At 64.5% G+C, this 20,285-nt stretch carries 23 protein-coding genes; 1 reads left to right on the top strand and 22 read right to left on the bottom strand.

Features of this window, described 5'->3' with window-relative positions; translation table 11 throughout:
• Nucleotides 1-3 precede the first annotated feature (3 nt).
• The 13 genes from NUH86_RS01765 to NUH86_RS01705 all read right to left on the bottom strand — a co-directional run bounded on the left by NUH86_RS01765 (nucleotide 4) and on the right by NUH86_RS01705 (nucleotide 9,578).
• Nucleotides 4-252 (bottom strand): hypothetical protein, encoded by a 249-nt coding sequence (locus tag NUH86_RS01765; protein ID WP_267250989.1) that lies wholly within the window; start codon nucleotides 250-252, stop codon nucleotides 4-6.
• 71 nt (nucleotides 253-323) lie between these two features.
• Nucleotides 324-950: a hypothetical protein gene (locus NUH86_RS01760; RefSeq protein WP_267250988.1), complete on the bottom strand. Its 627-nt coding sequence runs from the start codon at nucleotides 948-950 to the stop codon at nucleotides 324-326.
• Nucleotides 951-957: 7 nt separating this feature from the next.
• Nucleotides 958-2,121 (bottom strand): hypothetical protein, encoded by a 1,164-nt coding sequence (locus tag NUH86_RS01755; RefSeq protein WP_267250987.1) that lies wholly within the window; start codon nucleotides 2,119-2,121, stop codon nucleotides 958-960.
• 32 nt (nucleotides 2,122-2,153) lie between these two features.
• A complete protein-coding gene (locus NUH86_RS01750; RefSeq protein ID WP_267250986.1) occupies nucleotides 2,154-2,369 on the bottom strand; it encodes a hypothetical protein in 216 nt (71 codons plus the stop codon).
• Between the two features lie 17 nt (nucleotides 2,370-2,386).
• Nucleotides 2,387-2,860 (bottom strand): hypothetical protein, encoded by a 474-nt coding sequence (locus NUH86_RS01745; RefSeq protein ID WP_267250985.1) that lies wholly within the window; start codon nucleotides 2,858-2,860, stop codon nucleotides 2,387-2,389.
• Nucleotides 2,857-3,579 carry a hypothetical protein gene (locus NUH86_RS01740; protein WP_267250984.1) on the bottom strand — a complete coding sequence of 241 codons (723 nt, stop codon included), beginning with the start codon at nucleotides 3,577-3,579 and terminating at the stop codon, nucleotides 2,857-2,859. Before NUH86_RS01740 ends, NUH86_RS01745 begins: the two co-directional genes overlap by 4 nt.
• Before the next feature lie 4 nt (nucleotides 3,580-3,583).
• Entirely contained in the window at nucleotides 3,584-3,937 is a 354-nt protein-coding gene (locus tag NUH86_RS01735; RefSeq protein ID WP_267250983.1) for a head-tail joining protein, read from the bottom strand.
• A 3-nt stretch (nucleotides 3,938-3,940) separates the two neighbouring features.
• Nucleotides 3,941-4,285, bottom strand: coding sequence for a hypothetical protein (locus tag NUH86_RS01730; RefSeq protein WP_267250982.1), 345 nt, complete (start codon nucleotides 4,283-4,285; stop codon nucleotides 3,941-3,943).
• A 78-nt stretch (nucleotides 4,286-4,363) separates the two neighbouring features.
• Nucleotides 4,364-5,398 (bottom strand): major capsid protein, encoded by a 1,035-nt coding sequence (locus NUH86_RS01725; RefSeq protein WP_267250981.1) that lies wholly within the window; start codon nucleotides 5,396-5,398, stop codon nucleotides 4,364-4,366.
• Between the two features lie 86 nt (nucleotides 5,399-5,484).
• Nucleotides 5,485-6,153, bottom strand: coding sequence for a head decoration protein (locus NUH86_RS01720; protein ID WP_267250980.1), 669 nt, complete (start codon nucleotides 6,151-6,153; stop codon nucleotides 5,485-5,487).
• An 89-nt stretch (nucleotides 6,154-6,242) separates the two neighbouring features.
• Nucleotides 6,243-7,640 carry a S49 family peptidase gene (locus tag NUH86_RS01715; RefSeq protein ID WP_267250979.1) on the bottom strand — a complete coding sequence of 466 codons (1,398 nt, stop codon included), beginning with the start codon at nucleotides 7,638-7,640 and terminating at the stop codon, nucleotides 6,243-6,245.
• A 2-nt stretch (nucleotides 7,641-7,642) separates the two neighbouring features.
• The gene (locus tag NUH86_RS01710) at nucleotides 7,643-9,322 is read right to left on the bottom strand and encodes a phage portal protein (protein WP_267250978.1); all 1,680 of its coding nucleotides are present in this window, start codon (nucleotides 9,320-9,322) and stop codon (nucleotides 7,643-7,645) included.
• A 16-nt stretch (nucleotides 9,323-9,338) separates the two neighbouring features.
• A complete protein-coding gene (locus tag NUH86_RS01705; protein ID WP_267250977.1) occupies nucleotides 9,339-9,578 on the bottom strand; it encodes a hypothetical protein in 240 nt (79 codons plus the stop codon).
• Nucleotides 9,579-9,896: 318 nt separating this feature from the next.
• On the opposite strand from NUH86_RS01705, the gene NUH86_RS01700 reads away from it, so the two are divergent.
• Nucleotides 9,897-10,181 (top strand): zinc ribbon domain-containing protein, encoded by a 285-nt coding sequence (locus NUH86_RS01700; RefSeq protein WP_267250976.1) that lies wholly within the window; start codon nucleotides 9,897-9,899, stop codon nucleotides 10,179-10,181.
• Here the strand turns inward: NUH86_RS01700 and NUH86_RS01695 are convergent.
• The 9 genes from NUH86_RS01695 to NUH86_RS01655 all read right to left on the bottom strand — a co-directional run bounded on the left by NUH86_RS01695 (nucleotide 10,178) and on the right by NUH86_RS01655 (nucleotide 20,283).
• On the bottom strand, nucleotides 10,178-12,319 hold the full coding sequence (locus NUH86_RS01695; RefSeq protein WP_267250975.1) for a terminase gpA endonuclease subunit: 2,142 nt from the start codon (nucleotides 12,317-12,319) through the stop codon (nucleotides 10,178-10,180). The genes NUH86_RS01700 and NUH86_RS01695 overlap by 4 nt on opposite strands.
• On the bottom strand, nucleotides 12,312-12,911 hold the full coding sequence (locus NUH86_RS01690) for a hypothetical protein (protein ID WP_267250974.1): 600 nt from the start codon (nucleotides 12,909-12,911) through the stop codon (nucleotides 12,312-12,314). The genes NUH86_RS01695 and NUH86_RS01690 overlap by 8 nt, the downstream gene beginning before the upstream one ends.
• Before the next feature lie 204 nt (nucleotides 12,912-13,115).
• Nucleotides 13,116-13,796 carry a hypothetical protein gene (locus NUH86_RS01685; RefSeq protein WP_267250973.1) on the bottom strand — a complete coding sequence of 227 codons (681 nt, stop codon included), beginning with the start codon at nucleotides 13,794-13,796 and terminating at the stop codon, nucleotides 13,116-13,118.
• A 297-nt stretch (nucleotides 13,797-14,093) separates the two neighbouring features.
• Nucleotides 14,094-17,345 carry a DNA primase gene (gene dnaG, locus NUH86_RS01680; RefSeq protein ID WP_267250972.1) on the bottom strand — a complete coding sequence of 1,084 codons (3,252 nt, stop codon included), beginning with the start codon at nucleotides 17,343-17,345 and terminating at the stop codon, nucleotides 14,094-14,096.
• Nucleotides 17,342-17,905 carry a DUF1643 domain-containing protein gene (locus tag NUH86_RS01675; RefSeq protein ID WP_267250971.1) on the bottom strand — a complete coding sequence of 188 codons (564 nt, stop codon included), beginning with the start codon at nucleotides 17,903-17,905 and terminating at the stop codon, nucleotides 17,342-17,344. Before NUH86_RS01675 ends, dnaG begins: the two co-directional genes overlap by 4 nt.
• A 71-nt stretch (nucleotides 17,906-17,976) precedes the next feature.
• Nucleotides 17,977-18,414, bottom strand: coding sequence for a hypothetical protein (locus tag NUH86_RS01670; protein ID WP_267250970.1), 438 nt, complete (start codon nucleotides 18,412-18,414; stop codon nucleotides 17,977-17,979).
• Nucleotides 18,411-19,763, bottom strand: a complete 1,353-nt coding sequence (locus NUH86_RS01665; RefSeq protein WP_267250969.1) for a DNA-methyltransferase — start codon at nucleotides 19,761-19,763, stop codon at nucleotides 18,411-18,413. The genes NUH86_RS01670 and NUH86_RS01665 overlap by 4 nt, the downstream gene beginning before the upstream one ends.
• Nucleotides 19,760-19,966 carry a hypothetical protein gene (locus tag NUH86_RS01660; RefSeq protein WP_267250968.1) on the bottom strand — a complete coding sequence of 69 codons (207 nt, stop codon included), beginning with the start codon at nucleotides 19,964-19,966 and terminating at the stop codon, nucleotides 19,760-19,762. The genes NUH86_RS01665 and NUH86_RS01660 overlap by 4 nt, the downstream gene beginning before the upstream one ends.
• On the bottom strand, nucleotides 19,966-20,283 hold the full coding sequence (locus NUH86_RS01655) for a hypothetical protein (protein ID WP_267250967.1): 318 nt from the start codon (nucleotides 20,281-20,283) through the stop codon (nucleotides 19,966-19,968). The genes NUH86_RS01660 and NUH86_RS01655 overlap by 1 nt, the downstream gene beginning before the upstream one ends.
• Nucleotides 20,284-20,285 lie beyond the last annotated feature (2 nt).

The following is a 20,285-nucleotide window of genomic DNA, read 5'->3' as shown; positions in this document are numbered from 1 at the left end:
CGGTCAATCCTTTCGGGTCTTCCGATCGCGGGCGGCCTGGAGATCGGCCCAGGCCTTCAGCACGATGCTGACGGCCGCGACGGTCCAAGCCGATTGCGCGAGCGCCCCGCCCTCTTCGGGCAGCACGCCGTCGCGCCACAGCCGGGCAAGCCGCACGATCAGCGCGACTTCGTCGTCGACCAGATATTCGGGATGCACATGCAGCCAGCGGACGCCCGCCGGCTCCTGCGCGATGAAGGAGTCGCCGCGCAAGGGACTGCGCGGGGTATATTCCTCGCCGCCGTCATAGGCCGCCGGGTCGAAGGCCCAGGCGGCGGCGATGATCAGTTTTTTCTTGTGACCTCATCCGGCGCCAGCAGGCCCAGCGCGAAGGTGCCCAGGTGCAGCCGGTGCTGGGCGGGGATGCTCTGATACCCCTCCTCGATCATCAGCCCGTCGGCATCGCGCGGGAACGTCCTGCCGCCAATCTCGACCAGCAGCAGGCGAACAGCGTCGATCCGGCTGATCTCCTCCCAATAGTCGGCATCCGCCTTCAGCTCCGCCCAATCGGAACTGTGACGGTCGAGATTCGCCTCGATCGCCAGCACATCGGGATAGAGCGCCGCCATTTCGGCGCGGCGTTCCGCCTGCTGCTGCTCGAACAGCCTGGCGCGCGCCTCCAGGTCCGGTTCGTCGATCTTGTCTTCATCGAGCGGCACCAGCAGGTCGTACCAGCGTTCGATGATCTCGGCCTGGCGGGTGCCCTCCACCGCATCGCCAGCGGCTTCCCCGATCCGGCGCGCGCCTTCGGCGCCGATCGTCCGATATTCCAGCAGCGAGGGGCGACGCACCCGCGCCATGCGCAGCCGCCGCCGCATCGCGGGCAGGTCGTACAGGTCAGGGCGGCGGAATGCATAGTCCACGCCGCCCAGCGTCTTCACATGGCGATGGTTGTTCAACACGGTCGTCATGCGCGCCTCACCAGAACAGCAGATAGACCCAGCTATCGGGCCCGACCGCTTCGAAGGGGAGGCCGTCTGCGGCGATGCCGTCCAGATCCTCTTCCTCATTGCCGGTATAGGCGATCGCCGGGATGAACAGGGAAATGCGGTTGCCGTCTACCTCGCCCCAATTGAGCCACAGCGGCTTGGTCGTCCCGGCCACCATGTCGCCCCAGGCATTGCGCTCCGACAGCGTCTTCATCTGCGGGTTGATCCGGCCCGTGGCCCGCCGATCGGTGACCCGCGCGACGTCATAGCCATATTGCTCGTCGGGGCAGTCGGCCTGCGTCAGCACATTGCCCCAATCGAGCGTGAAGTTGCGGAAGCAGACCCGCGTCCCGTCGAGGAAGGCGTCGGCGTCGCGCAGCGGACGCGGACGGGTGGCGTCGAACACCCCGGCCGCCGGATTCGCCACATCCTCCGGATCGCTCAGCTTGCCGCGCACCGTGAAGGTGAAGCGGCCCGTCTGACGGGTCTGGATCGCAAAGGCGCAGTTCGCGGCGCCGCCCATCAGCTTCTTCAGGATCGCGTTCCCGACGCCCGAATTCTTCTGATAGACATAGCTGGTGATGTTCTTCAGCGCTGTCGACGCCGGCACGTAGAGATTGCCCGCCTTCACCGAATAGGTGGTGGTGGCGTCCGGTGCGGTGTCCCAATCTGGATAGACCGACGCGACCTTGGTGGTGGTGTTGTACCCGGTGATGACGCGGGTCTGGCCGGAACCGACGCCGCCGGTCGTCACGATCACGAAGCCCTTGAGGTCCGTCGACGGCGCGCCCGCCGCCAGCGTGATGCTGGCCGCCGCGCCGGCCTGCGCCGTGCCGGTGCTGGCCGCCGCCAGGGTGGTGAGGCCAAGGGCTGACGCCTTCAGATAGGGGTCCATTTCCGGCGGCGTGCCGGGCGTGCCCGAACCCTTGGCGAAGATGCGCTGGCTGTGCTCGACATAGCCGCCACCGACAATCGACTGCGGGCTGTCGAGCGAACCCGTCACCTCATTGGTGCGCTCCAGCTCCATATTCGGCGCGACGCGCGGTTCCTCGCACAGCACGGCGTCGGCCGACGGGGTGGGAGAGGCATCGACGCCGGCGGTGGTTTCCACCTTCGCCAGCACCAGGCGGTTCTTGATCAGGAAATCACCCATCGGTCACAGTCCTTTCAGATTGAAACGTCGTGTCAGGACGCGGCCTTGCCGCGTCGGCCGTGCGGCAGATGACCATCGCTGCCGTCGCCCTGCGCACCCTCGCCTGTACCGGCCTGCGGCACCTCGACCATTGCGCTGTCGACGCCGCTGCGCGTCTGAGCATCGACGTTCACCACCTCGCCATCTTCCCCGATCACATGCGTGTCGCCGCTGCGCGGGGTGAAGCTCATTCCCTGCTTGTCACCCATAACTGCCTCCTTCCGTTTCACGGCCCGACCTGCGAGGCATCACCCTCGCGGGTCAGAAACCGCGCTGAAAAATCCATGACCAGGCCGCCGATGACCCGCGCGCCTTCCTTGGCGCGGCCGTAAACCGGGTCGCTGCCGCCGCGCGCTTCGATCATCTCGACCAGCCCGCCAAGCTGGATGTCGCTGGGGTCGAGCAGCGCGTTCATCACCGCGACGAAGCCCGCGTCGACCAACGCTTCCTTGCCGAGTCCGGCGGACTCCTTCTCGCGGACAAGAAGGCCGATCGAGAATTCCACCTCATCCTCCTGCACGCCGCCCGAAAGGCCGCGCGGGTCTAGAAGGCCGCCATCCTGCATGAACAGCGCGTTCAACTGGTCGTCGCCCAACGGCTCGCTCGGATTGCGCACAGCCGTTGCCCATTCCAGCGCGTCCCTGACCGCCACGATCTTGGCGAAAACCGCCTGAAAAATCTGTTCGCGGACGCTGCTCATGCTGCCGTTCCCGTCGTGCCGCTCTGCCCCAGCAGGGCGAGGAAGTTGTTTTCAAGCTCCGGTCCCGCAGCAGCGAGGATGGTTTCGATCCCGCGTAGCGACGCCGGGAAGCGCAGTTCGTCGACCAGCGTCGCCAGCAACACCACCCTGCCGCCGCGCTGGCCGCCTGCGCCGTTCTTGAAGGCCCGCATCAGGAAGGATTTGCCGTCCTCCCCCTTGCGGATGAAGATGCGGCTGCTGCCGAAATCACCGACCTGGCCCATCAGTGAACCCGGCGCCTTTCGGTTCGGGATCTTCAGCTTGCCGCCGTCGCGGGCCTCCAGCGTGCCGCCCTGTATATGCAGCACCAGGAAGTCGATGAAGCTGCCCGGTCCCTTGCCTCTGCCCCATTTGGAATAGACCAGGCCGGTATATTGCCCCTGCGTCGACAGGTCGTTGTAGAATTTCGACTGCGCCGCCGCGTTCGAAACCCGCCGATGATTATTGCCGTGCATTTCCGACCCGCGAAAATGCTGGTCGATGAAGTTGCGGATCTTGGTCTTCACGCTGTTGGTGGTGTGCTCGACCGCATCGACCGCCGCGCCTTTGATGACGATGGCGTCCTGCGCAAGAATGTCGCGCGATTCCTTCTCCGCCGCCTCGCCCGCGATCTCGATCCCGAAGCCGCGTCCGAAACCACGCTCATAGCTGGTCAGCTTGCGGCCTGGGACGAACACCATGGCGTCAGTCCACCAGCACCAGGTCGACCGCCCATAGGAAGCCGGTGTCGTCCAGCTTGGGCTTGCCGATCACCTCCAGCGTTTCGGCCCCCGGCATGGCGTCGCCATATTCATCGACGGGCACCACGATGCGCGCGCCGCGCTGGACCGACGCGACATCGTCGGCATTGATCCAGGCGGACCGTTCCGCACCGGTCGCCCCGCTTTCGCCCACCTCCATGCGGTTCTGGCCCTGCCCGCGATCGTAGATGATCGTGCAGACAGAGCCGGAGCCGCCCGACGGCGTGAACAGCGCCAGCTCCGCGAACTCACTGGTCGAGAAGAAGCTGGCGCGGTCCGCCGCCGATTCAACCGGCACGGTTCAACCGGCCTTGCTGGTCTTTATGAGCGCGATCAGGCCCGGCTTGTCGGTGCCGGGTTCGATCGCCACCTTGCGCAGCAGCAGCACCGCTTCGAGTTCGGCGCCGGACAGCAGGTCAAGGTCGCTGTCGTCGCGGTCAGGCGCCAGAGCATCCCGCTCCTCGATAGCGCCGGAAAGCTTGAGCGCTTCGATGTCGGTCGCCTTCAGGCCAAGCTTCTTGATCACCGCGCTGGTCAGGTGATCGCCCCGCCTGGCGACATGGCGCTCGACAGCGCCTTCCTTGTCCTTGGGCGGCACGCCGCCGCGCAGCTCGCGCGCTGCAACGAGAATTTTCTTCATGGCCATGCAGGCCTCCTGTGATGGAAAAAAGGGGCGACGGTCCGGCCGTCGCCCCAGGGTGCGCAGGGAGAGGATTGCCTGCGATCAGCGGACCTTGACGTAGCAGGTCGCGTTGATACGACCCGGCACGGGGATAGGCGCGGAGGCGCTTTCGAGCAGCTCGGCACCCGAGTCCATGTCGATCCAGTTTTTCGAGAAATAGGCGCCCTTCTCGAAATTGTTGAGCGCATCCTGGACCAAGCCGTAGGCCATGGTGCCCTGGACGCCGCCCTGGCTGATCAGGCAGACGCTATATTGGGGCAGCAGCTTGGCAATGCTGCCCTCATCGTCCTCATAGGTGTCGTTGTAGACATAGAACTCGACATTGCCGTCACGGCCCTTGAACACGGGAGAGCCGGGCAACTGGACGGTCAAGCCCAGCTCATAGGCAACGCTGGTCTGGCCCAGCGTCTTGTCGAGCGCCTTCTGCGCCTTGGGATCCGCGATGTAGAGTTTCCACGCATCCTTGTCCATGACGATCAGGTTGACGGCAGCGCCGCTTTCCTCGCCCACTTCGTCGATCCAGCCGTCGACATCATCATAGGGCGAAACACCGTCCTCGCCCCAGCGATCGGTGGTCAGGAGCTGCTTGGTCAGGGCCGCCGCCCGCTGGAAGTTCACGGTCACAGCCGGATATTTATTGCCGACCAGCACGAGCGATCCGGTGCGGATGATGCTCGCCGCCATCCATTCGCAGCGGCGATCGATCTTCGTGCGATGACCGTTGAGCAGGTTCAGCACGATCAGATCGCGACGCTCGCTGGCGCTCAGCTCGCCCCACGGCCTCTCGCCGGCGAGACGCTTCATGACCTGGTTCGCGGGCACCGGGTTGCGCGGCTTCACGTAGGCCGGAACGATCGATTCCTTCTGATAGCCGCGGGGCTGCTGGACCTCGCCCGGCGAATAGGGCGAAACGAGGGGCGCCATGCGCAGGTCGTCCAGCACGCGGTCGAACGACACCTGTTCGGTGTCGAACTCCATCATGCCGGGGAAAACCGCCTTCATCAGGAAGTTGCCAGGGATGAACAGCGAGTCCACCATGGGCAGCAGCTCTTCGGTGCCGTAGAGATGATCGGCCATGTCACTACCTTTCGAAAAAATGAAACCCCGGCTCCGAATGGAACCGGGGTGCGACCCATGGGGCCTGTTGACGGGGAAGGACGGCGTCAGCCGTCGATGGTGATGCCCTTGTCGCGCAGCCCGGCGCGGATGCTGTCGATCGTGTGGCCGGTACCCAGCGTCAGCGCGGTGCTGGCGAAATTGCCGGTTTCATAAGCGATGGCCTCGACATCGCCGTCGCTGGCGTCGACATCATAGGACAGGATCAGGTCAGGCGTTTCCGACCCGTCGACCGCTGCCGCGAGCGACAGCTTGTACTTGCCCGAACCGGCGGCGTAATCGACGACGATGGGGATACGATCACCGGCAACGAAGTCGGTTCCACCGTCGGCCAGGGTGAAGTTGATGGAGCCGTTATAGGCCTGACCCACTACCCCGGTGCCATCGAGAGAACCGTCGGGCTTGATCACCTCGAACGTGCCTCCATTGGCTGCCGGTTCGATGATGACGAGCAAATAGGTGCCCTCGGGGGCGCCAGCATCCGAGGTGACGGTGCCGATCGAACCGTTGCCCGGCGTGCCCGCCGGCGTTGCGGACACGGCAGCGCCGGGCGTGACGGTGACCGAACCGAGCAGGATCGCGCCAATCACCGCACCCGCGACCAGGTTCTGGCCGGAAAGGATCGTCACCTTGCGCGTGGTGTACTTGCCCGAAGCAAGCAGATGCTTCGGATTGTACGGGGTTTCCTGAGTGTAACCGGCCTGTTCGTAAGCCATGGGAAAATCCTTCCTTCACGAATACGGGCGGCCCCGGAGGGAACCGCCCGATCAATGGAACGATGGGCTTTCGCCCGATGATGGTTGCCTCAGCCCACCTTGCCGGGCAGGCCGGGAATCTTGCCGCGAAGGCGATCGACCGCCGCCTGGCCACGATTGGGCTTGGTTTCGGCGCGACCACCCGCGGGCAGTTCACCGGCCTTGGCCGCATCGGCCTTCGCCGCTTCGGCCGCCGTGGCGACCGCCGCCTTGTTCTCGCGGGCGAGGCCAATGGCATAATCGCCGGCGCTGACGCCCTCACTGATCGCCTTGGTCAGCGAAGCGGAAAGCGTGCTGTCGCTATCCAGTTCGGCCAAGGCCGTGATGCGTTCCCGCTCCGCCGTGGCGGCCGCAGTGGCGGCGGCCTGCGACGCCTCCATTTTGGCGGCGCTCATCTGCGCTTCGGTATAGACCGGCTCGTTACCCGCCGGTGCTTGCGCGTTCGGGTCCATGGTGCTTCCTTTCGTTGATCGCGCACCGGGCGCGGGACGGGCAGCACGTCCGGAATTCCCGCTGCCATTCACGCGCTGCTCGAACTCCGCCATGGAGTCGTCCCAGCTCATGATCTTGTCGACGAGACCAGCGGCAACCGCCTCCTCGCCCATGTAAATCTGGGCCTGCTGTGCCGCGATTGCCTCCGGCTTCATGCCCCTCGCCTTGCCGACATGCGCGAACAACCTGGCCGCCGTCACATCGACCGCTTTCTGGATTCGCGCTGCGACCTCGTCGGGCAATGGCTCGAACGGATTGCCGTCCGCCTTGTGCGACCCGCTGGTGAACAGGCGCACCGCAACGCCGTCCTGCTCCATGGCGCCGGAAAAGTCGGCGTGCATGGTGATGATGCCATTAGAGCCGGCACGGCCCAGCGGCTGCAATGTCACGTCGTCGGCGCAGCACGCGATGGTGTAAGCAGCAGATGCACCAAGATCGCGGATCATCGCCCGCATCGGCTTGGTCCCACGCCGCGCCATTAGGAAGTCGGCAAGCTCAAACAGGCTCGCGCATTCGCCGCCGGGACAGTCGATGTCCATCAGGAGGCCGGCCACCTCGGGATCATTGTCCGCTGCAATCACCTGGGCGCGGATCCCGTCATAGCCGGTGAAACCCGACGACGGACCAATTGCACCATCGTTCTCAGCCACCGTCTCCCCACGAATGGGAACGTGCATGACCCTGTTGTAGATGAAGCCCAACCGATTAGCGCGGTTCAGCGGTGCGACGCGGTCGACGGGACCGCGGGCATCGATCCGTTCCACTTCCGCCTTTGCACGCGCCGAGAGTTCGTCGATACCCAGAGCATCGCCAGTCGCGTTGACGAACAATTGCGATACGTCCAGCCTGGGACCGACCGCACCCAGAACGATTGCCGCTGTCTCGGGCAGCACTGCCAGCGGCGTGCCGAAGAGGCGCGTGATGATGGAGGCGCGCGACCAACTACGCATACTCATGTTCACCCTTCCCTTCCAGGATCGACACCGCCGGCGCCCGTATCGCTGCCGCCGCCCTTCGCGTTCGGAATGGGCAGGCCGCCGTCGACGAAGCGCTTGTGCTCGGCAATCCGCGTCGTGATGTTCGAATCATAATCGCCGCCGTTGAGCCCGGCAGTGATCTGCGCACCCGTCGACCAGCCATGCGCCTCATAGACCTCCAGCGCCTTGGCTTCCTGCGCAGGGTTCAGCGAAATCTTGCCGTCGCCCCGATGGCGCACCCGCGACCATGCGGCACGGCGCTTCGGGTTCGTCAGGAAGCCGGGCATCCGGTAGACGCCACGCGCCACCTGCTCGTACAGCCAGACCTGATAATTGATGTTGCACCACAGCGATGCGAGCCATTCTCGCTTCGGGAAGACGTAGGAAACGTAGAAGGTCTCCAGCGCCCCCCGGCTTGCCGAATAGCTGGCTGTGAAGTGCAGCAGCAGGATTTCATAGGGCACCTTGGTCGCGGCCGACAACTGGCGGACCATGCCGAGAAAGAAGGGATCGAACGCAGGGTTCGGCCGCCCCGGCGATTTGACATCGACTTCGGAGTCGGTGTCGATCTCCAGGACTTGCCCTGCCTCCATGCGAATATTGCTTTGCGGCTTCCTCGGCATGTCGAGACCGTCAAGCCGTCCATTTCCTTCCTCGTCGCCATAGTCGACTTCGGGCATGGAGGATGCCCCAGGCGACTTGTAGACGATCGCCAGCATCGCGGTCATGACCGCCGCGAACAGCTCCGCTTCCGTCAGGTCCGACACCTGACGCAGGATTTCGATCACCGGAGCGAGGACGGGAATGCCCCGCGTCTGCCCCGGTCGCCGCTTCGACTTCACCAGAACGACGGTGGGAAGACCGCTTCTCTCGCCCCACAAGGGCACCCGCACCGTATCCCCGCTCCGCCGGTTGAACCGGCCCGCGGAAGCGCCGTCGGGTGCCTTCCTCAGCACATGCACGGCGATAGGGGCGTTGTACCCATCGACCTCGACGCCATCGGATACGATATTGCCGGTCCCGTTTAGCGCCGTCCCTTCAATATGGCCGTGCGGAGAGACGATCCAATCCGCCTCGACGAGCTTCCACGCCGTGAAGTGATTCCGGCCCGCCTGGTCATCGGCCCAGCATCGGAACGCGGCGATGTCGCCGGATTCCAGCACACCGCGCATGACGATTTCCTGCAGGCCGTATCCGGTCGCCCCCCGCTCCGCGTCGGGATCGGTGGACGACATATAGTCGTCATAGTCCTTGGCGAGCTGCCGATTGAGCGCAGCGGCGGCTTCATCGTTCAGTCCGACTTCGCTCGCGACAATCTCAGGAATTGCCATCAGGCCCGAACCGACCGTGAAGTCGATCGGGCGCTCGATCGCCGCCGTCGCCAGCGGCATGTTCATCGCTGATTCGCGCGAACGGGCGATCAGGTCATCGCGCTTGGCCGCATCCTGATTCGGCGTGCGCAAGCGGGCGCGCCACCCCTGCGTCTGCCGCCGATTGGTCTGGCCGCCATAATAGCCGCCCTGCCCCGTTACCTTGCCACCCGGCGCAACGGGCGAGCCGCTGGCCATCATGGTCCCGGCAGAGAGCGCCGCACGCATCACCATGCGCCGCGCGCCCCGCTCCGGCGAAACCGCCGCTACCACGCGGTCGACCAGGTTCATGCGGACATCCATTGCCTCACTGCCCCATGATCACGCCGCGCCGCATGCGACCGCGCACGATTGGCGCGCCGCTGGCGTTCGCGATCTCATTGCGCAGCCCATCGATTGCCTTCCGAATCGTGTCGAGCGAAGCGCGGGTGAGTTCGCGCCCGTCGGGCATCTTGTAGGACTGGTTGCGCAGCACGGCCTTTTCGGCTTCGTAATAAGCGTCGAGCCGGTCCTGCAACCGTTCAAGCTCTGCCTGCGATAAGGCCATGACGATCTCCGGAAGCCAGCGGCACAAAAAACCCGCCGCCGGAATTCCGGGGCGGGTCGATCATGCACAACTCTTCTGACCTTCCGGCCTATGTCAAATAAACTAATCAGCCGTCAAGTTGGAGGCTGCGCACCGGGGTAATGTCGCATCATGCAAAGTTCTTGCTGATGATGCGACTAATAATTCGTCCATTTTTATGAGTTAACAGGCCTTAGCTCCAACCCGGCGGAAATGCCGGTCAGGACACCAGCGAGAAGGCTATGGACCAGTCCGGAGGAGCGGCATACATTAGGCGGCATTGGGGCTTGGGGGTAAATTATGGGTTTGTTGGTCTTTCTCGCCATCTGGATCGGCTTGATTGTGCTGTGCGCGAAAATGGCGAAGAAGCGGAATCGCGATGCTGCGCTTTGGGGCTTCCTCGGCGCGCTATTGGGAATTTTCGCGGTGCTGATCTTGCTGATCGCCGGAGAGGCTGATCCCGCACGCGCCGCCCAGCGCGGCAACCTGACCATGCGTAAATGCCCGCATTGCGCCGAGATGATCAAGGCCGAGGCGATCAAGTGCCGCTACTGCGGCAGCGAGCTGGAGCATGTCGCGGCTTAGCCTCGCGACACCCTGACGGATCGCCGTGGACGTTGCATGCGCGATGCCGCGCGCGCTGGGGCTGGTGGCCGCGGCGGCGCTGTTTCGGCGCCAATATCCTCCGCATCGGGTTGCGGTTCCGGCGTCAGTTGGCGTGGCGCATCCTTGGGCGGACGCGCCCAAACCGGCACCCAGGCGAAGCTGGCGTCATTCCCGCCGAAGCGCGTGACGACGGCGCAGGCCTGAATGTAAAGGTCCCATGTCTCGTTTGCGCGATGCGGCTCGCGGACCCACTGACCGTTGACGTTATGTTCGGCGCGCAGTTCCGCCAGATAGGGGAACGACCCGTCATCGGCCTGGGGAAGATTGTTCGGAAAGGCGATGTAACCGGGCCCTTCGTCGCTGCGTTTCAGCCTGACATCGGCAATGTCCTTGTATCGGTTGACATTGGGCATGAACAGCTCGGCTTGAGGGGCGCCCTTGATCTGGCGCTTGGCATCAACCGTCGGCGGCGGCAGCAGTCGGCCCTTGGGATTATTGCCACCTTTGAGAAGAGTGATGGCCGTCGCCGGCAGTGGCGGGCGTCCGGAGCCGACATCACCGGAGACCATCGCATGCCACCAGGCAAAGGCGTTGTCGGTCGCGCCATCCATGCCGCCCGTGTCGACCGAGGTGTTCATGATCTTCATCCGAAGGTGCGGCGCGCCCGCCATGGGATAGCTGCGAGACAGCACACGAGCATGAAGAACGGACCAGTCCTCCGGCCGATTGAACGGCTTCAACGGGCGCTCCCGCCCATTGTCCATGGTCGTCAACACGGCAAAGCGGTCGATCAGCCAGCAACGAAAGCCCGCGCCGAAGCCCCACACCGCAACCTCGAAGCGGTTGCCTTGCTGGTCAATCGTGGCGATCAGACACAGGACGCCAGGCGGGACCTCGCCCATGCGGTAATAGCTGTTGCGCGCCCGCGTGTAGAGCGCATCCTCTGTCACCGCTGGCTCGCCGTCTTCGCGCGGCACATAGTTGCGGCCGATGATGGTATTGTCGAACGACACCAGCGGCGCAGGATCCTGCTCGATCGCAAAGGCGATTTCAGCCTCCCGCGCCAGCTTTGCGATTTGCGCCCAAGGACGGAAGCCCATCAATCCTTCCAGGCGGAAGGTGGCGCGATCGGTTCGGATCAGCTCGCCGATTTTGCCGATATTGCTTTCGCGCAATGACACCGCGCGCTCACCACGTCCGACCCAGCGCCCCGTCGACATGATCATGCGCTTTTCGGACTGACGGTGGACGCCGCCACATTCGAGGCACATAACTGCAGCGCTCGCGGCGGCATCCTCCGGTGTGCCAGTCTTGTCATAGTCCAGGTGATCGAAGCTCAGGCGGAACGGGGTCGAACATTCGAGACAATCGACATACCAGCGCTCATCTGTTCCGCTGGCGACCAGCGCCTCGATCCCCTTGGTCCGGCCCAGCATCGGGCTTGAGTTGGCGTAGATCTTCGTTCGACCGTAGGCCGCGAAGCTGCCCATGCGGCCTTCCATCAAGCCCAGCGCGCTACCTTGATCGGCAACGTCCTTCGCGAACTCATCATAGTCGTCCATGCGTCCGCGGGGGAACGGCTTGGCGCGGAAGGTGGGACCGCCAGGCCAGAGGAAATGGAAGTCGCAGCCCAGGAAGCGCTTGAGATTGATATTGTCCGCCGACACGCCGCCGAGCTGGCGGTCGCGCAATATTCCCGCCTTGCCATCGGTATAAACGGCTAAGTCCAGCATCTTGTCGAACTGCGTCGTCACATAGACATTGGTCAGGTCGCGCGTCGGCGCCACGAACAGCAGATCGGCCTGGTCATAAAGGACGGTGTGAAGCTGCCAGTTATTGCCGATCTCCGACTTGCCCGTCTGGCTCGGCCCCATGACGCCCACGACACTGTACGGAGAATCGCCGTGCAGGCAGTCCATAGGGCGGTCGAGGCAACGCATGTCATGCGGGCTCTCATCCCATGGGCCGGAATAGGCGCCGGGGTTCATCAGGACACGGTGCCGGCGCGCAGCTTCGGAGATCGAGACCTTTTCGGGAAAGCGTAGCGCCTCCAGTGCATTCGCCAGCACCGCGCGGGCGTCGGCAAGCGATGGAGGCGGTAACGCGGCTTCAAGCATCGGCTTCGGAATCCCCTGCTGCAATTATCTCGATCTTCGTTCCTTCGGCAATGGCGCGTAGAAAATCATCGACGGCGCGCCCCAACATGCCCTCCAGAGGTGTGACGCTCTGCGGAGACAGTCCTTCCCGTATCGCGAATTCGCCGGGGACTTGCAGCAGGCGACGGCGAAGGGTCGCTGCTGCCGATGACAACTCATGAACCATTTCGTTTCGGTCGATGAGATCGCCCATCATCTTGCGATATTTGAGCGCGGCTTCGCCGGCAGCGTACTCCTCGCGCCGCTGCTTGCCCGACATGCCAAGCTGCGCCGGCTGTTCGATCTGATCGCCAACCAGGTCGAGGCGCAATTGCGCGAGCTGGGCACGCCGCTCAGCACTCTGCTGTTCCTCTTCATCCCGCTTGGCCCGCCACCACGCCACGCCCCCGCGCGCTTCGATCTTGTATCCGCGCCCACGGTCGCCCCGCTCCAGCAACCATGCCGGCTCGCCTTCAACGACCTTCAGGTGCGCGCGCATCGTCTCGCCCGTCACGCCGCACAGGTCAGCGAACTCTTCCAGATTGACGATCAGTTCCTGCGGTTGCTCAGCCATGCCCATGCCCTAGTCGCGCAATTTTCTTTCGTTCAGTCCAAAACACCAATCAAAAACCCAAGCATTTCCGCCATTTCTGCTCCCCGCGCCGACTGCGCTGCCGCACCGCAATCGCGGCGAATCGGCCGGGAGGACCCAAGGGGGTGGGGGTCGAGGGGGTCAGGCCGCGGTCAATCGAAATCGGAGGGTTGCGAACCGATTGCATCAGGCATCCCCCTCGCCTTCGACTTCCCACGGCGCCTGCGGGGCCGAGGGGCGGCGCACGGTGAAGCCCATCGACCGCATCGACAGCCTCCACGCCAGTTGATCGAGCGCGGCCCACCAGTTGAGATAGGTCAGTCGACGCCGTGCCAGTTCCTCGCGGGTGATCGTCGGGATCACACTGCAAAAGGTGGGCGAGGTGCCCCGGCCCGTGCGCTCCGTCTGCGCTTCCCGCCAGGGCTTCACCCATACCGTCGCCCGATACCAGTGCGTCGGCTCCTCCCACCCGTCGGGTCGACCGCCAAGGCGCGCATGGAAGGCGACGAGGCGACCATGATCGATGTCGGCCAGCACCGACGCCACGATCTCGGCGGCACGATGCACGCTGTCCTTCACCATGCGGCCCGAATAGTCGATCCGGCATCCCATGTGGTTGATATCGGCAATCGCCGCGCATCCATCGGCAGAGCGCCCTCCGGCCTCCATCCCCGACGCCTCTATCTCGATCGCGTGCAGGCCCGTAGTGGCGAACCTGTCCACCTTCTGGTCCCGATAGGCCCATATCGCCAGTTGCTCGACATCGACCGAACCGGTGCGTTCCCAGGGGCGGGCCATAGGCGCGACGCCCTGTTCCCGCGTGGCCCTATGTTTGGGCAGAGAGCCCGAACGAATGACCGTCACCATGCGCCGCGCTCCCTTCCAGCGGTGGAAGGAAGGAGGAAGCGTGCGACGCCCCATCCTTCCTTTGCCAAGCCTTTGTTATTTCCCATTTCTTCTATCCTCATTCGATCATTTGGAAGGATTGGAAGGGTTATTGATATTCTTCTTTCGCACATGCCTGCGCACGCACGCGCATGTGCGCGGTGCCGTTTCGTCAATCCTTCCAATCCTTCCAAACCCGCACGACTCCGCCCTTTCTGCCTTCCGGCGATGCTTCCGCCACCCTTCCAAATGGAAGCATCGTCAACCTTCGCTCTCCGGTCAGAAGGGCACGAAATTGTCATCGTCATCGGGAGGCGGTCGCCCCGCGTCCGCATCGGTCGAAGGACCGTCGTCGCGGAAGGTGACGACCTCGCCCTTGTCGTCGACGAAATCATGCTTCTGCTTGACCAGTTTCAGCCCCAGCCAGTGGATGCCGTTCGACTGTTTGTTGGTGAACCCACGATCCTTCATCGCGCGGGTGAAGCCCTTCTGCTTCCACTCCGCCTCGCCAGCGGCCTTCGCCCATGCGCAGAAGACCTCATAGAGGTGGGACGACTGCACCCGCCCCGCATGGTCCTCGACCGTGCACATGCGCAGGAAGCTGGCCAGCGGGTCGCTGTCATCGCGATAGGCTTCGGACTGGAGCTTGACGTCCTCCGGCTCCACGAAGCCGTTCTCCATCCAGTCGATCAGTCCGCGCACCATCCAGGCAAGGATGCCGGGATATTCCTTCTTGAGCCGATTGGGTAAATCCCGATCCTTCTGATGCTCCTCCAGATGCGACTCCCACAGCAGCACCTTGACGCGCCGCCATATGCCCTCAGTCCCCTGCGGAATGTCGGGCTTGGCGTTGCACCAGAGCGTCCATTTGAAGGACGGCGTGAACCGGAAGAAGGAGCGGAAATTGTCGCGCGCCAGCATCGGATCGCCGCCCGTGACGCTGTTGATCAACGGCTCGTTGATCTTCGCCCCCTTGGCCGGTTCGCCGGAGGTGAGGAAGCGGACGCCCGGCAGGCGCACGATGTCGGGCGTCGCCTGGTCGCCGCGCTTCTTCTGCCCTTCGTCGAGAAAGGTCTCGACATTGGTGATGTCGCCATAATCCCCGGCGGCCTCGCGCATCGCGTTGCCGACGGTCGACTTGCCGTTCGCGGCCGTCGGGCCCCACCAGATATGGAAAATCTGCTCCCCCATATCGCCGGTCAGGTTATAGCCGCCCCACTGGCGTAGATAGCGGCGCCGATCCTTGTTCGGCTGCGCCCAGCGGACCAGCTTCTGCCATTCCGGCGCGGGCGCGTCCGGATCATAGTCGCAGGCCGCCATCTTCGTCAGCAGGTCGGCGCGATCATGCGGGCGCAGCTCGACCCGCGCCGGCCCTTCGTCGTCCGCGCGCAGGAAATGCAGCGTGCCGTTGCGACAGTTGAAGATCATCGGATTGGTGTCGAACGACGTGATCTCGACCGTCAGCCATCGCTTGGCGAGATTGGCGATGCAGCCGAGCCGCCCCGACGCCTCCGAAGCCCGACCCCATCGCCCGATCAGGTCGGACAGCAGGACCGGCCCCTTATTCTTGATGTCGACGATCATGTCGCGGCCATGATCGGGCCGCCCCTGCTGCTGCCAGAGGTTCCATTGCAACTGGTCGATCTTGGAAGCCGTCTCTTCCAGCCCGTCGAGGATGTCCGGACGCCGCACGCCGCTGTCGCGGATGAAGGCGGCCTCGCGCTGGATACCGCGCACCGTTTCGAAGACCGCCGCCTGCACCTCCGCCGGGGTCACGTCCTTTTCCTGGTTGAGCACCTGATAGCGGCGCCCGTCCCACCCCAGCCAGCCCTTGGCCGTCGTGTACAGATAGTCGCGCCCGAAGCGCGCCTCGAACCGCTCCGCATTGCCAAGATCGGTCCGCTCGAACCCGGAGCAGCGCAGGTCGAGCAGCATCGGCGCCAGATCGAAGCCCTTGCGATCCCCCGCGTCCCACGCCGCGCTGATGTCCTCGGCCTTCGCGTCCGGGCAGTTTTCACGCACCCGCGTCAGGGCATTCTGTCCCGCGAAAAAGTCGATCAGGCCCGCGCCGACACGCCGCCCGATGCTCCATGCGAAGCGGCAGACCTCCGCCGGGGTCGGGCCGGTCATGCGGCCGACCTCGCGCTCCATCCACGCCTCCGACACGCGGATGAGCGCCGATCGCTCCCCTTCCCCCAACGCCGAAAGATTGGCCGCCACGGTTCCAATCGGAAGCATGTCTTCTTCCGACAACCCCGGGGGCGGCGGGGGGAAGGCCTGCGCGTAGCGGGCATCCCATTCCACGCGATATTGGGCGCGCGTCTCTTCGTCCTGGATGCCGCCCGCCAGCAGCCCGAGCCGACGGCGCAGCGCGCTGCGGCCCTCCGGCGTCGACGTGTCAGCCGCCGCCAGCTCGACGTCCCACAGATATTCGAACATGGGCCGGGCAGCGTCGAGCACCGCCTCGATCGCAGCGCGCCCGCCTTCGCGCTCCAGATCGTCCGGATCCTGCCCCGCCGGCAACAGCGCGACCGTCAGTTCGCGGCCCCAGCCCACCAGCGGCAGTGCGCGTTCGCAGGCCTTGTGCGCCGCCTTTCGGCCGGCGGCATCGCCATCGAACAGCAGCACCGGCCGGTGATGGATGCGCCAGGCGCGTTCGAGCTGCGCCTCTGTCAGCGCCGTGCCCATCGGCGCGACGCATTCAGCTATCTCCGCCCGGTCCATGGCGATCACGTCGAAATAGCCCTCGACGATCACCAGACGGCGCGCCATGCGCGCGGCCGGCGCGGCGCGGTGATGGTTGAACAGCAGCCGCCCCTTGTCGAAGGTCTCGCTGTCGGCGCTGTTCAGATATTTGGGTTCGGGCGTTTCGCCATCGCGATTCGGCAGCGCCCGCGCGCCGAAGCCGACGACGCGCCCGCGCGCATCGTGAATCGGCACCATCAGCCGCCCGCGGAAACTGTCGCGGTACAGGCCCGCCGCCTGCCCCTGCTCCTCGCGCAGCAAGCCCACCGCCAGCAGCGCGTCGATCGGAGCGCCGCAGGCCGTGACCGATGTGCGGAAGGATGACAGGCCAAGGCCGAACGCCTCCGCCTGGGCCAGCGTCACGCCCCGGTCGATCAGCCATTGCCGGATCGCCGGCGACCGGCCGAGCTGTTCGGCGTACCAACGCGCCGCCGAGCCCAGCACATCGCTGGCGCTGGCTGCCCGCTCCTGTCGCTGCGCGACCTCCGGCGTCGGTGCCGGCACGTCCAGGCCCGCCTTGTCCGCCAGTTCCTTGACCGCATCGATGAAGCCCAGGCCGCGATGGTCGATCAGCCAGCGAATGGCGTCGCCATGCGCGCCGCATCCGAAGCAGTGATAGAATCCCTTTTCATCGTTGATCGTGAAGCTGGGCGTCTTTTCCCCATGGAACGGGCAGCAGGCCTTGAACTCGCGCCCGGCCTTTTCCAGCTTGAGCGACCCGCCGATCAGCGCGGACAGCGTCGTCCGGTCGCGAAGCTGGTCAAGAAATTGCGGCGACAGGCTCATTCGTCGATCCCGACAGGACGGCGGTAGATGATAGGCTGCTGGTCACGCGGGATCCGATGCGCGCCCCGCGCCATGGGATGCTTCGGCTTCCATCTATTGGTAGTGCCGAGGCAGATCAGGGTGAGTTGGTATTGCCGCAGCGCGCGGGCGCAGAACCATTCCGCCCGATCATCATGATCGCCACCATTGCCCCACGCTACGAGCAACTGCCCGCCATGGGCTGCAGCATATTGCATCGCTGACAGGATATATCGGCCATTTTCCGGGCCAAATGCGTCCGCCCGCGCCATCATCTCCGCGGGGCAACTGCTCCGGAAGGCGAAGAGGTTGACGACCAACAGACCGCCAAAGCCCCACAGCTTCGCGAAGTGGATCAGGGCGAGGATCGTCGGATCATTGATCCGATGGTCCGCTGTCGATGGATTCAGCATGCAAACGACGAGGAGCGGGCACCGATCATCCCAAATCCGCCGCAATTCATAGCGCCAGGTGCCGCACGGACTGATGACCGCCGCGCTTCGCATCGCCTGAAAACCGAAAAGATCGTCACCGAAGGACACGAACACCCACCCCGAAAATCAGGCAAACAAACGACATTTCGACAAGTCGCGGCCGTCAGGCCGACGGCCCGCTATTCCCCATCATGCTCGATCAGCATGGCCGCGATGTCGGCGCGGTCGCCCGTCAGAAACATCCATGGATGGCGATCTACAGCCGCCACCACGTCGCCGGGCGGCATCAACAAGACCGCCGCCACCTCCCCTACCGTGTAGTCAGCATGGCGCAGCCCGGTGAGAACCTGAATTGCATCTGGCACGTCGGCAATGCTTTCCTCCCCCATCGCATCCTCAGCCAGATGCAAGGGAAGATTGAACACGGACGCGACGACCTCCGCCGTGGGCTGCACCGGCTGCGCCGCCGCCCAAAACGCCACGGCCTCGCGAACCATGGTACGTCCCGGCATGTTGCTGCCGTCGCTGTCCTCATCATCTTCCGGATCATGAATGTTCCAACTGTCCGGATCAGCGCCCCAACGCGTCACCCATGGACCGTTCGTCTCTCCGATCACGCCGCCTCTCCCCTCATGATGTCGACCATGTCGCCCACGGCCTTGTGGACCGGCGCCAGTTCGCTTTCGACGCGCACCATGGCGGCGCGCAGCCGGTCCTGCGCGATCCGCGCATAATCGTGATTGAGTTCGATCAGGATGGCGTCGCGGCCGAGCCGTTCGGCAACCATCCCCGTCGTGCCCGCGCCGCCAAAGGGATCGAGCACCATGCCGCCTGCAGGGCAGCCCGCAAGGACGCAGGGCACCACCAGCGCCGGCGGAAAGGTCGCGAAATGCGCGCCGGAAAAGCCCTGTATGGCGATCTCCCAGGCCATGACGTCAGGCGGCACCATCTCCGCGACGTCGCTTTCGAAGTTGCGCAGCAAACGGCCTGATCTAACGCGGCCATCAGCCTCCATCGAATCCCACCTTGCATTGAAACCATTCATCCGCCGACCGCTGCTGCCACCTGCCCGATTAGCACTCGACGCAGTCAAATCCTGTTTCCGCTTGCCCTTCTCGCGCCCGCCGCGATGAAAGGCGCCATGCCCGCCGGGACCGGTGTCCCATCCATCCGGCTGCTTTCCATCGCTCGCCGTCGTGCGGGCAAGCATCACGGCATCGGCATCGAAATATGCCCCAAGGCGCACCCATCGCGGGCCGAGCTGCTGCGGCTTCGTGATCAGCGGACAACGTTCCGAAAGGTCGGGCGCGAAGCTGATTTCGCCGCTATCGCGGGCACGCCAGACATCGCCGTCGCCGGATTTTGTGAGAAGGAAGATTTTCTCATGCGAGACCGATGGCCGATAATTGCCGCTGCTGTCCGGCATCGCGTTGGGCTTGCCCCACACGATTTCCGACCGCACCCACCATCCCGCGTCCTGCAGCGCGATGGCGAGCCGGTTCGGCAGCATGCACAAATCCTTGGGCTTGAGGTATCCGCCAGCAGCAATTCGCCCTTGGGGCGCTGCCATATTCGGCCGCTTGCTGTCGCCGCGATAGCCGCCTTTGCCGTGCACCGCTTCATAGACCGGCCCGACCGTGCTGAAAGGCTTGTCCCGGAATGTCCGGTCGTCATTGCCCGCCGCCTTGGTATCCGCCGCGCTGCGCCCATTGGGCGCGGTCGCATAGCAATCGCCATAATTGACCCAGCAGGTTCCCGTCGGCTTGAGAACGCGCCGGACCTCCTCGAATATTTCGACCATCACCGCCAGATGCTCGCCCAGCGTCGGCTCCATGCCGATCTGTCCCTCGACATCATAGTCGCGCAGCCCCCAATAAGGCGGCGACGTGACGCAGCAGTCCACGCTATCGGCGGGAAGCCCGCGAAGAACCTGCAGCGCATCGCCCGTCAGCAGCCTGACCGTCATTCCTGTTCCCCCGGCCCGGCGATCGCCCCGATCTCGGCCATGATGCGCGTCGCCCGCGCCACATCCCGGCACCGCGCCCCGGCGCCGGTGCAGTCCATCACGATGCGCGCCAGCTCCTCGACCTTCCGCGCGCGCCGATACAACTCGCTGGCGGGCAGCAAGGCAGGCCCGTCGGCGGGTTCGAAGGAGCCGGCGACGCCCATCAGTTACGTACCCCGGCGTCGATCATCTCGGCAGTCTTGATAAGATTCACCGCAAGCTGCCGCATCAGATTGGCAGACATCGCATGATGCACGGACTGCTGCCCGATCCGCAAAGCTATAAGACCATAGGTGAGTCTGTCGTCCGCGCCAGTCGCGCAATACATGACCTCTTCCGCAGGGATACTCATCACCCTGGCATCACCCGCGTGGAACGGAATGAACTGGATCGAGGATGGGATCACGTCTTCCCCTTCCTCGACTTTCGACCAGTCAATCGAATATTCGCCGGCGCGATCTCTGACCTTTTTGAAAACCATCG

Source organism: Sphingobium sp. JS3065, assembly GCF_026427355.1.
Lineage (GTDB): Bacteria > Pseudomonadota > Alphaproteobacteria > Sphingomonadales > Sphingomonadaceae > Sphingobium.
This window is presented reverse-complemented; position numbering and strand designations above follow the sequence as displayed.

Coding starts and splice junctions, on each gene's coding strand:
- NUH86_RS01760 (WP_267250988.1), bottom strand. CDS start 950: ATGACGACCGTGTTGAACAACCATCGCCATGTGAAGACGCTGGGCGGC.
- NUH86_RS01755 (WP_267250987.1), bottom strand. CDS start 2,121: ATGGGTGATTTCCTGATCAAGAACCGCCTGGTGCTGGCGAAGGTGGAA.
- NUH86_RS01750 (WP_267250986.1), bottom strand. CDS start 2,369: ATGGGTGACAAGCAGGGAATGAGCTTCACCCCGCGCAGCGGCGACACG.
- NUH86_RS01745 (WP_267250985.1), bottom strand. CDS start 2,860: ATGAGCAGCGTCCGCGAACAGATTTTTCAGGCGGTTTTCGCCAAGATC.
- NUH86_RS01740 (WP_267250984.1), bottom strand. CDS start 3,579: ATGGTGTTCGTCCCAGGCCGCAAGCTGACCAGCTATGAGCGTGGTTTC.
- NUH86_RS01730 (WP_267250982.1), bottom strand. CDS start 4,285: ATGGCCATGAAGAAAATTCTCGTTGCAGCGCGCGAGCTGCGCGGCGGC.
- NUH86_RS01725 (WP_267250981.1), bottom strand. CDS start 5,398: ATGGCCGATCATCTCTACGGCACCGAAGAGCTGCTGCCCATGGTGGAC.
- NUH86_RS01720 (WP_267250980.1), bottom strand. CDS start 6,153: ATGGCTTACGAACAGGCCGGTTACACTCAGGAAACCCCGTACAATCCG.
- NUH86_RS01715 (WP_267250979.1), bottom strand. CDS start 7,640: ATGAGTATGCGTAGTTGGTCGCGCGCCTCCATCATCACGCGCCTCTTC.
- NUH86_RS01710 (WP_267250978.1), bottom strand. CDS start 9,322: ATGAACCTGGTCGACCGCGTGGTAGCGGCGGTTTCGCCGGAGCGGGGC.
- NUH86_RS01705 (WP_267250977.1), bottom strand. CDS start 9,578: ATGGCCTTATCGCAGGCAGAGCTTGAACGGTTGCAGGACCGGCTCGAC.
- NUH86_RS01700 (WP_267250976.1), top strand. CDS start 9,897: ATGGGTTTGTTGGTCTTTCTCGCCATCTGGATCGGCTTGATTGTGCTG.
- NUH86_RS01695 (WP_267250975.1), bottom strand. CDS start 12,319: ATGCTTGAAGCCGCGTTACCGCCTCCATCGCTTGCCGACGCCCGCGCG.
- NUH86_RS01690 (WP_267250974.1), bottom strand. CDS start 12,911: ATGGCTGAGCAACCGCAGGAACTGATCGTCAATCTGGAAGAGTTCGCT.
- NUH86_RS01685 (WP_267250973.1), bottom strand. CDS start 13,796: ATGGTGACGGTCATTCGTTCGGGCTCTCTGCCCAAACATAGGGCCACG.
- dnaG (WP_267250972.1), bottom strand. CDS start 17,345: ATGAGCCTGTCGCCGCAATTTCTTGACCAGCTTCGCGACCGGACGACG.
- NUH86_RS01665 (WP_267250969.1), bottom strand. CDS start 19,763: ATGACGGTCAGGCTGCTGACGGGCGATGCGCTGCAGGTTCTTCGCGGG.
- NUH86_RS01660 (WP_267250968.1), bottom strand. CDS start 19,966: ATGGGCGTCGCCGGCTCCTTCGAACCCGCCGACGGGCCTGCCTTGCTG.
- NUH86_RS01655 (WP_267250967.1), bottom strand. CDS start 20,283: ATGGTTTTCAAAAAGGTCAGAGATCGCGCCGGCGAATATTCGATTGAC.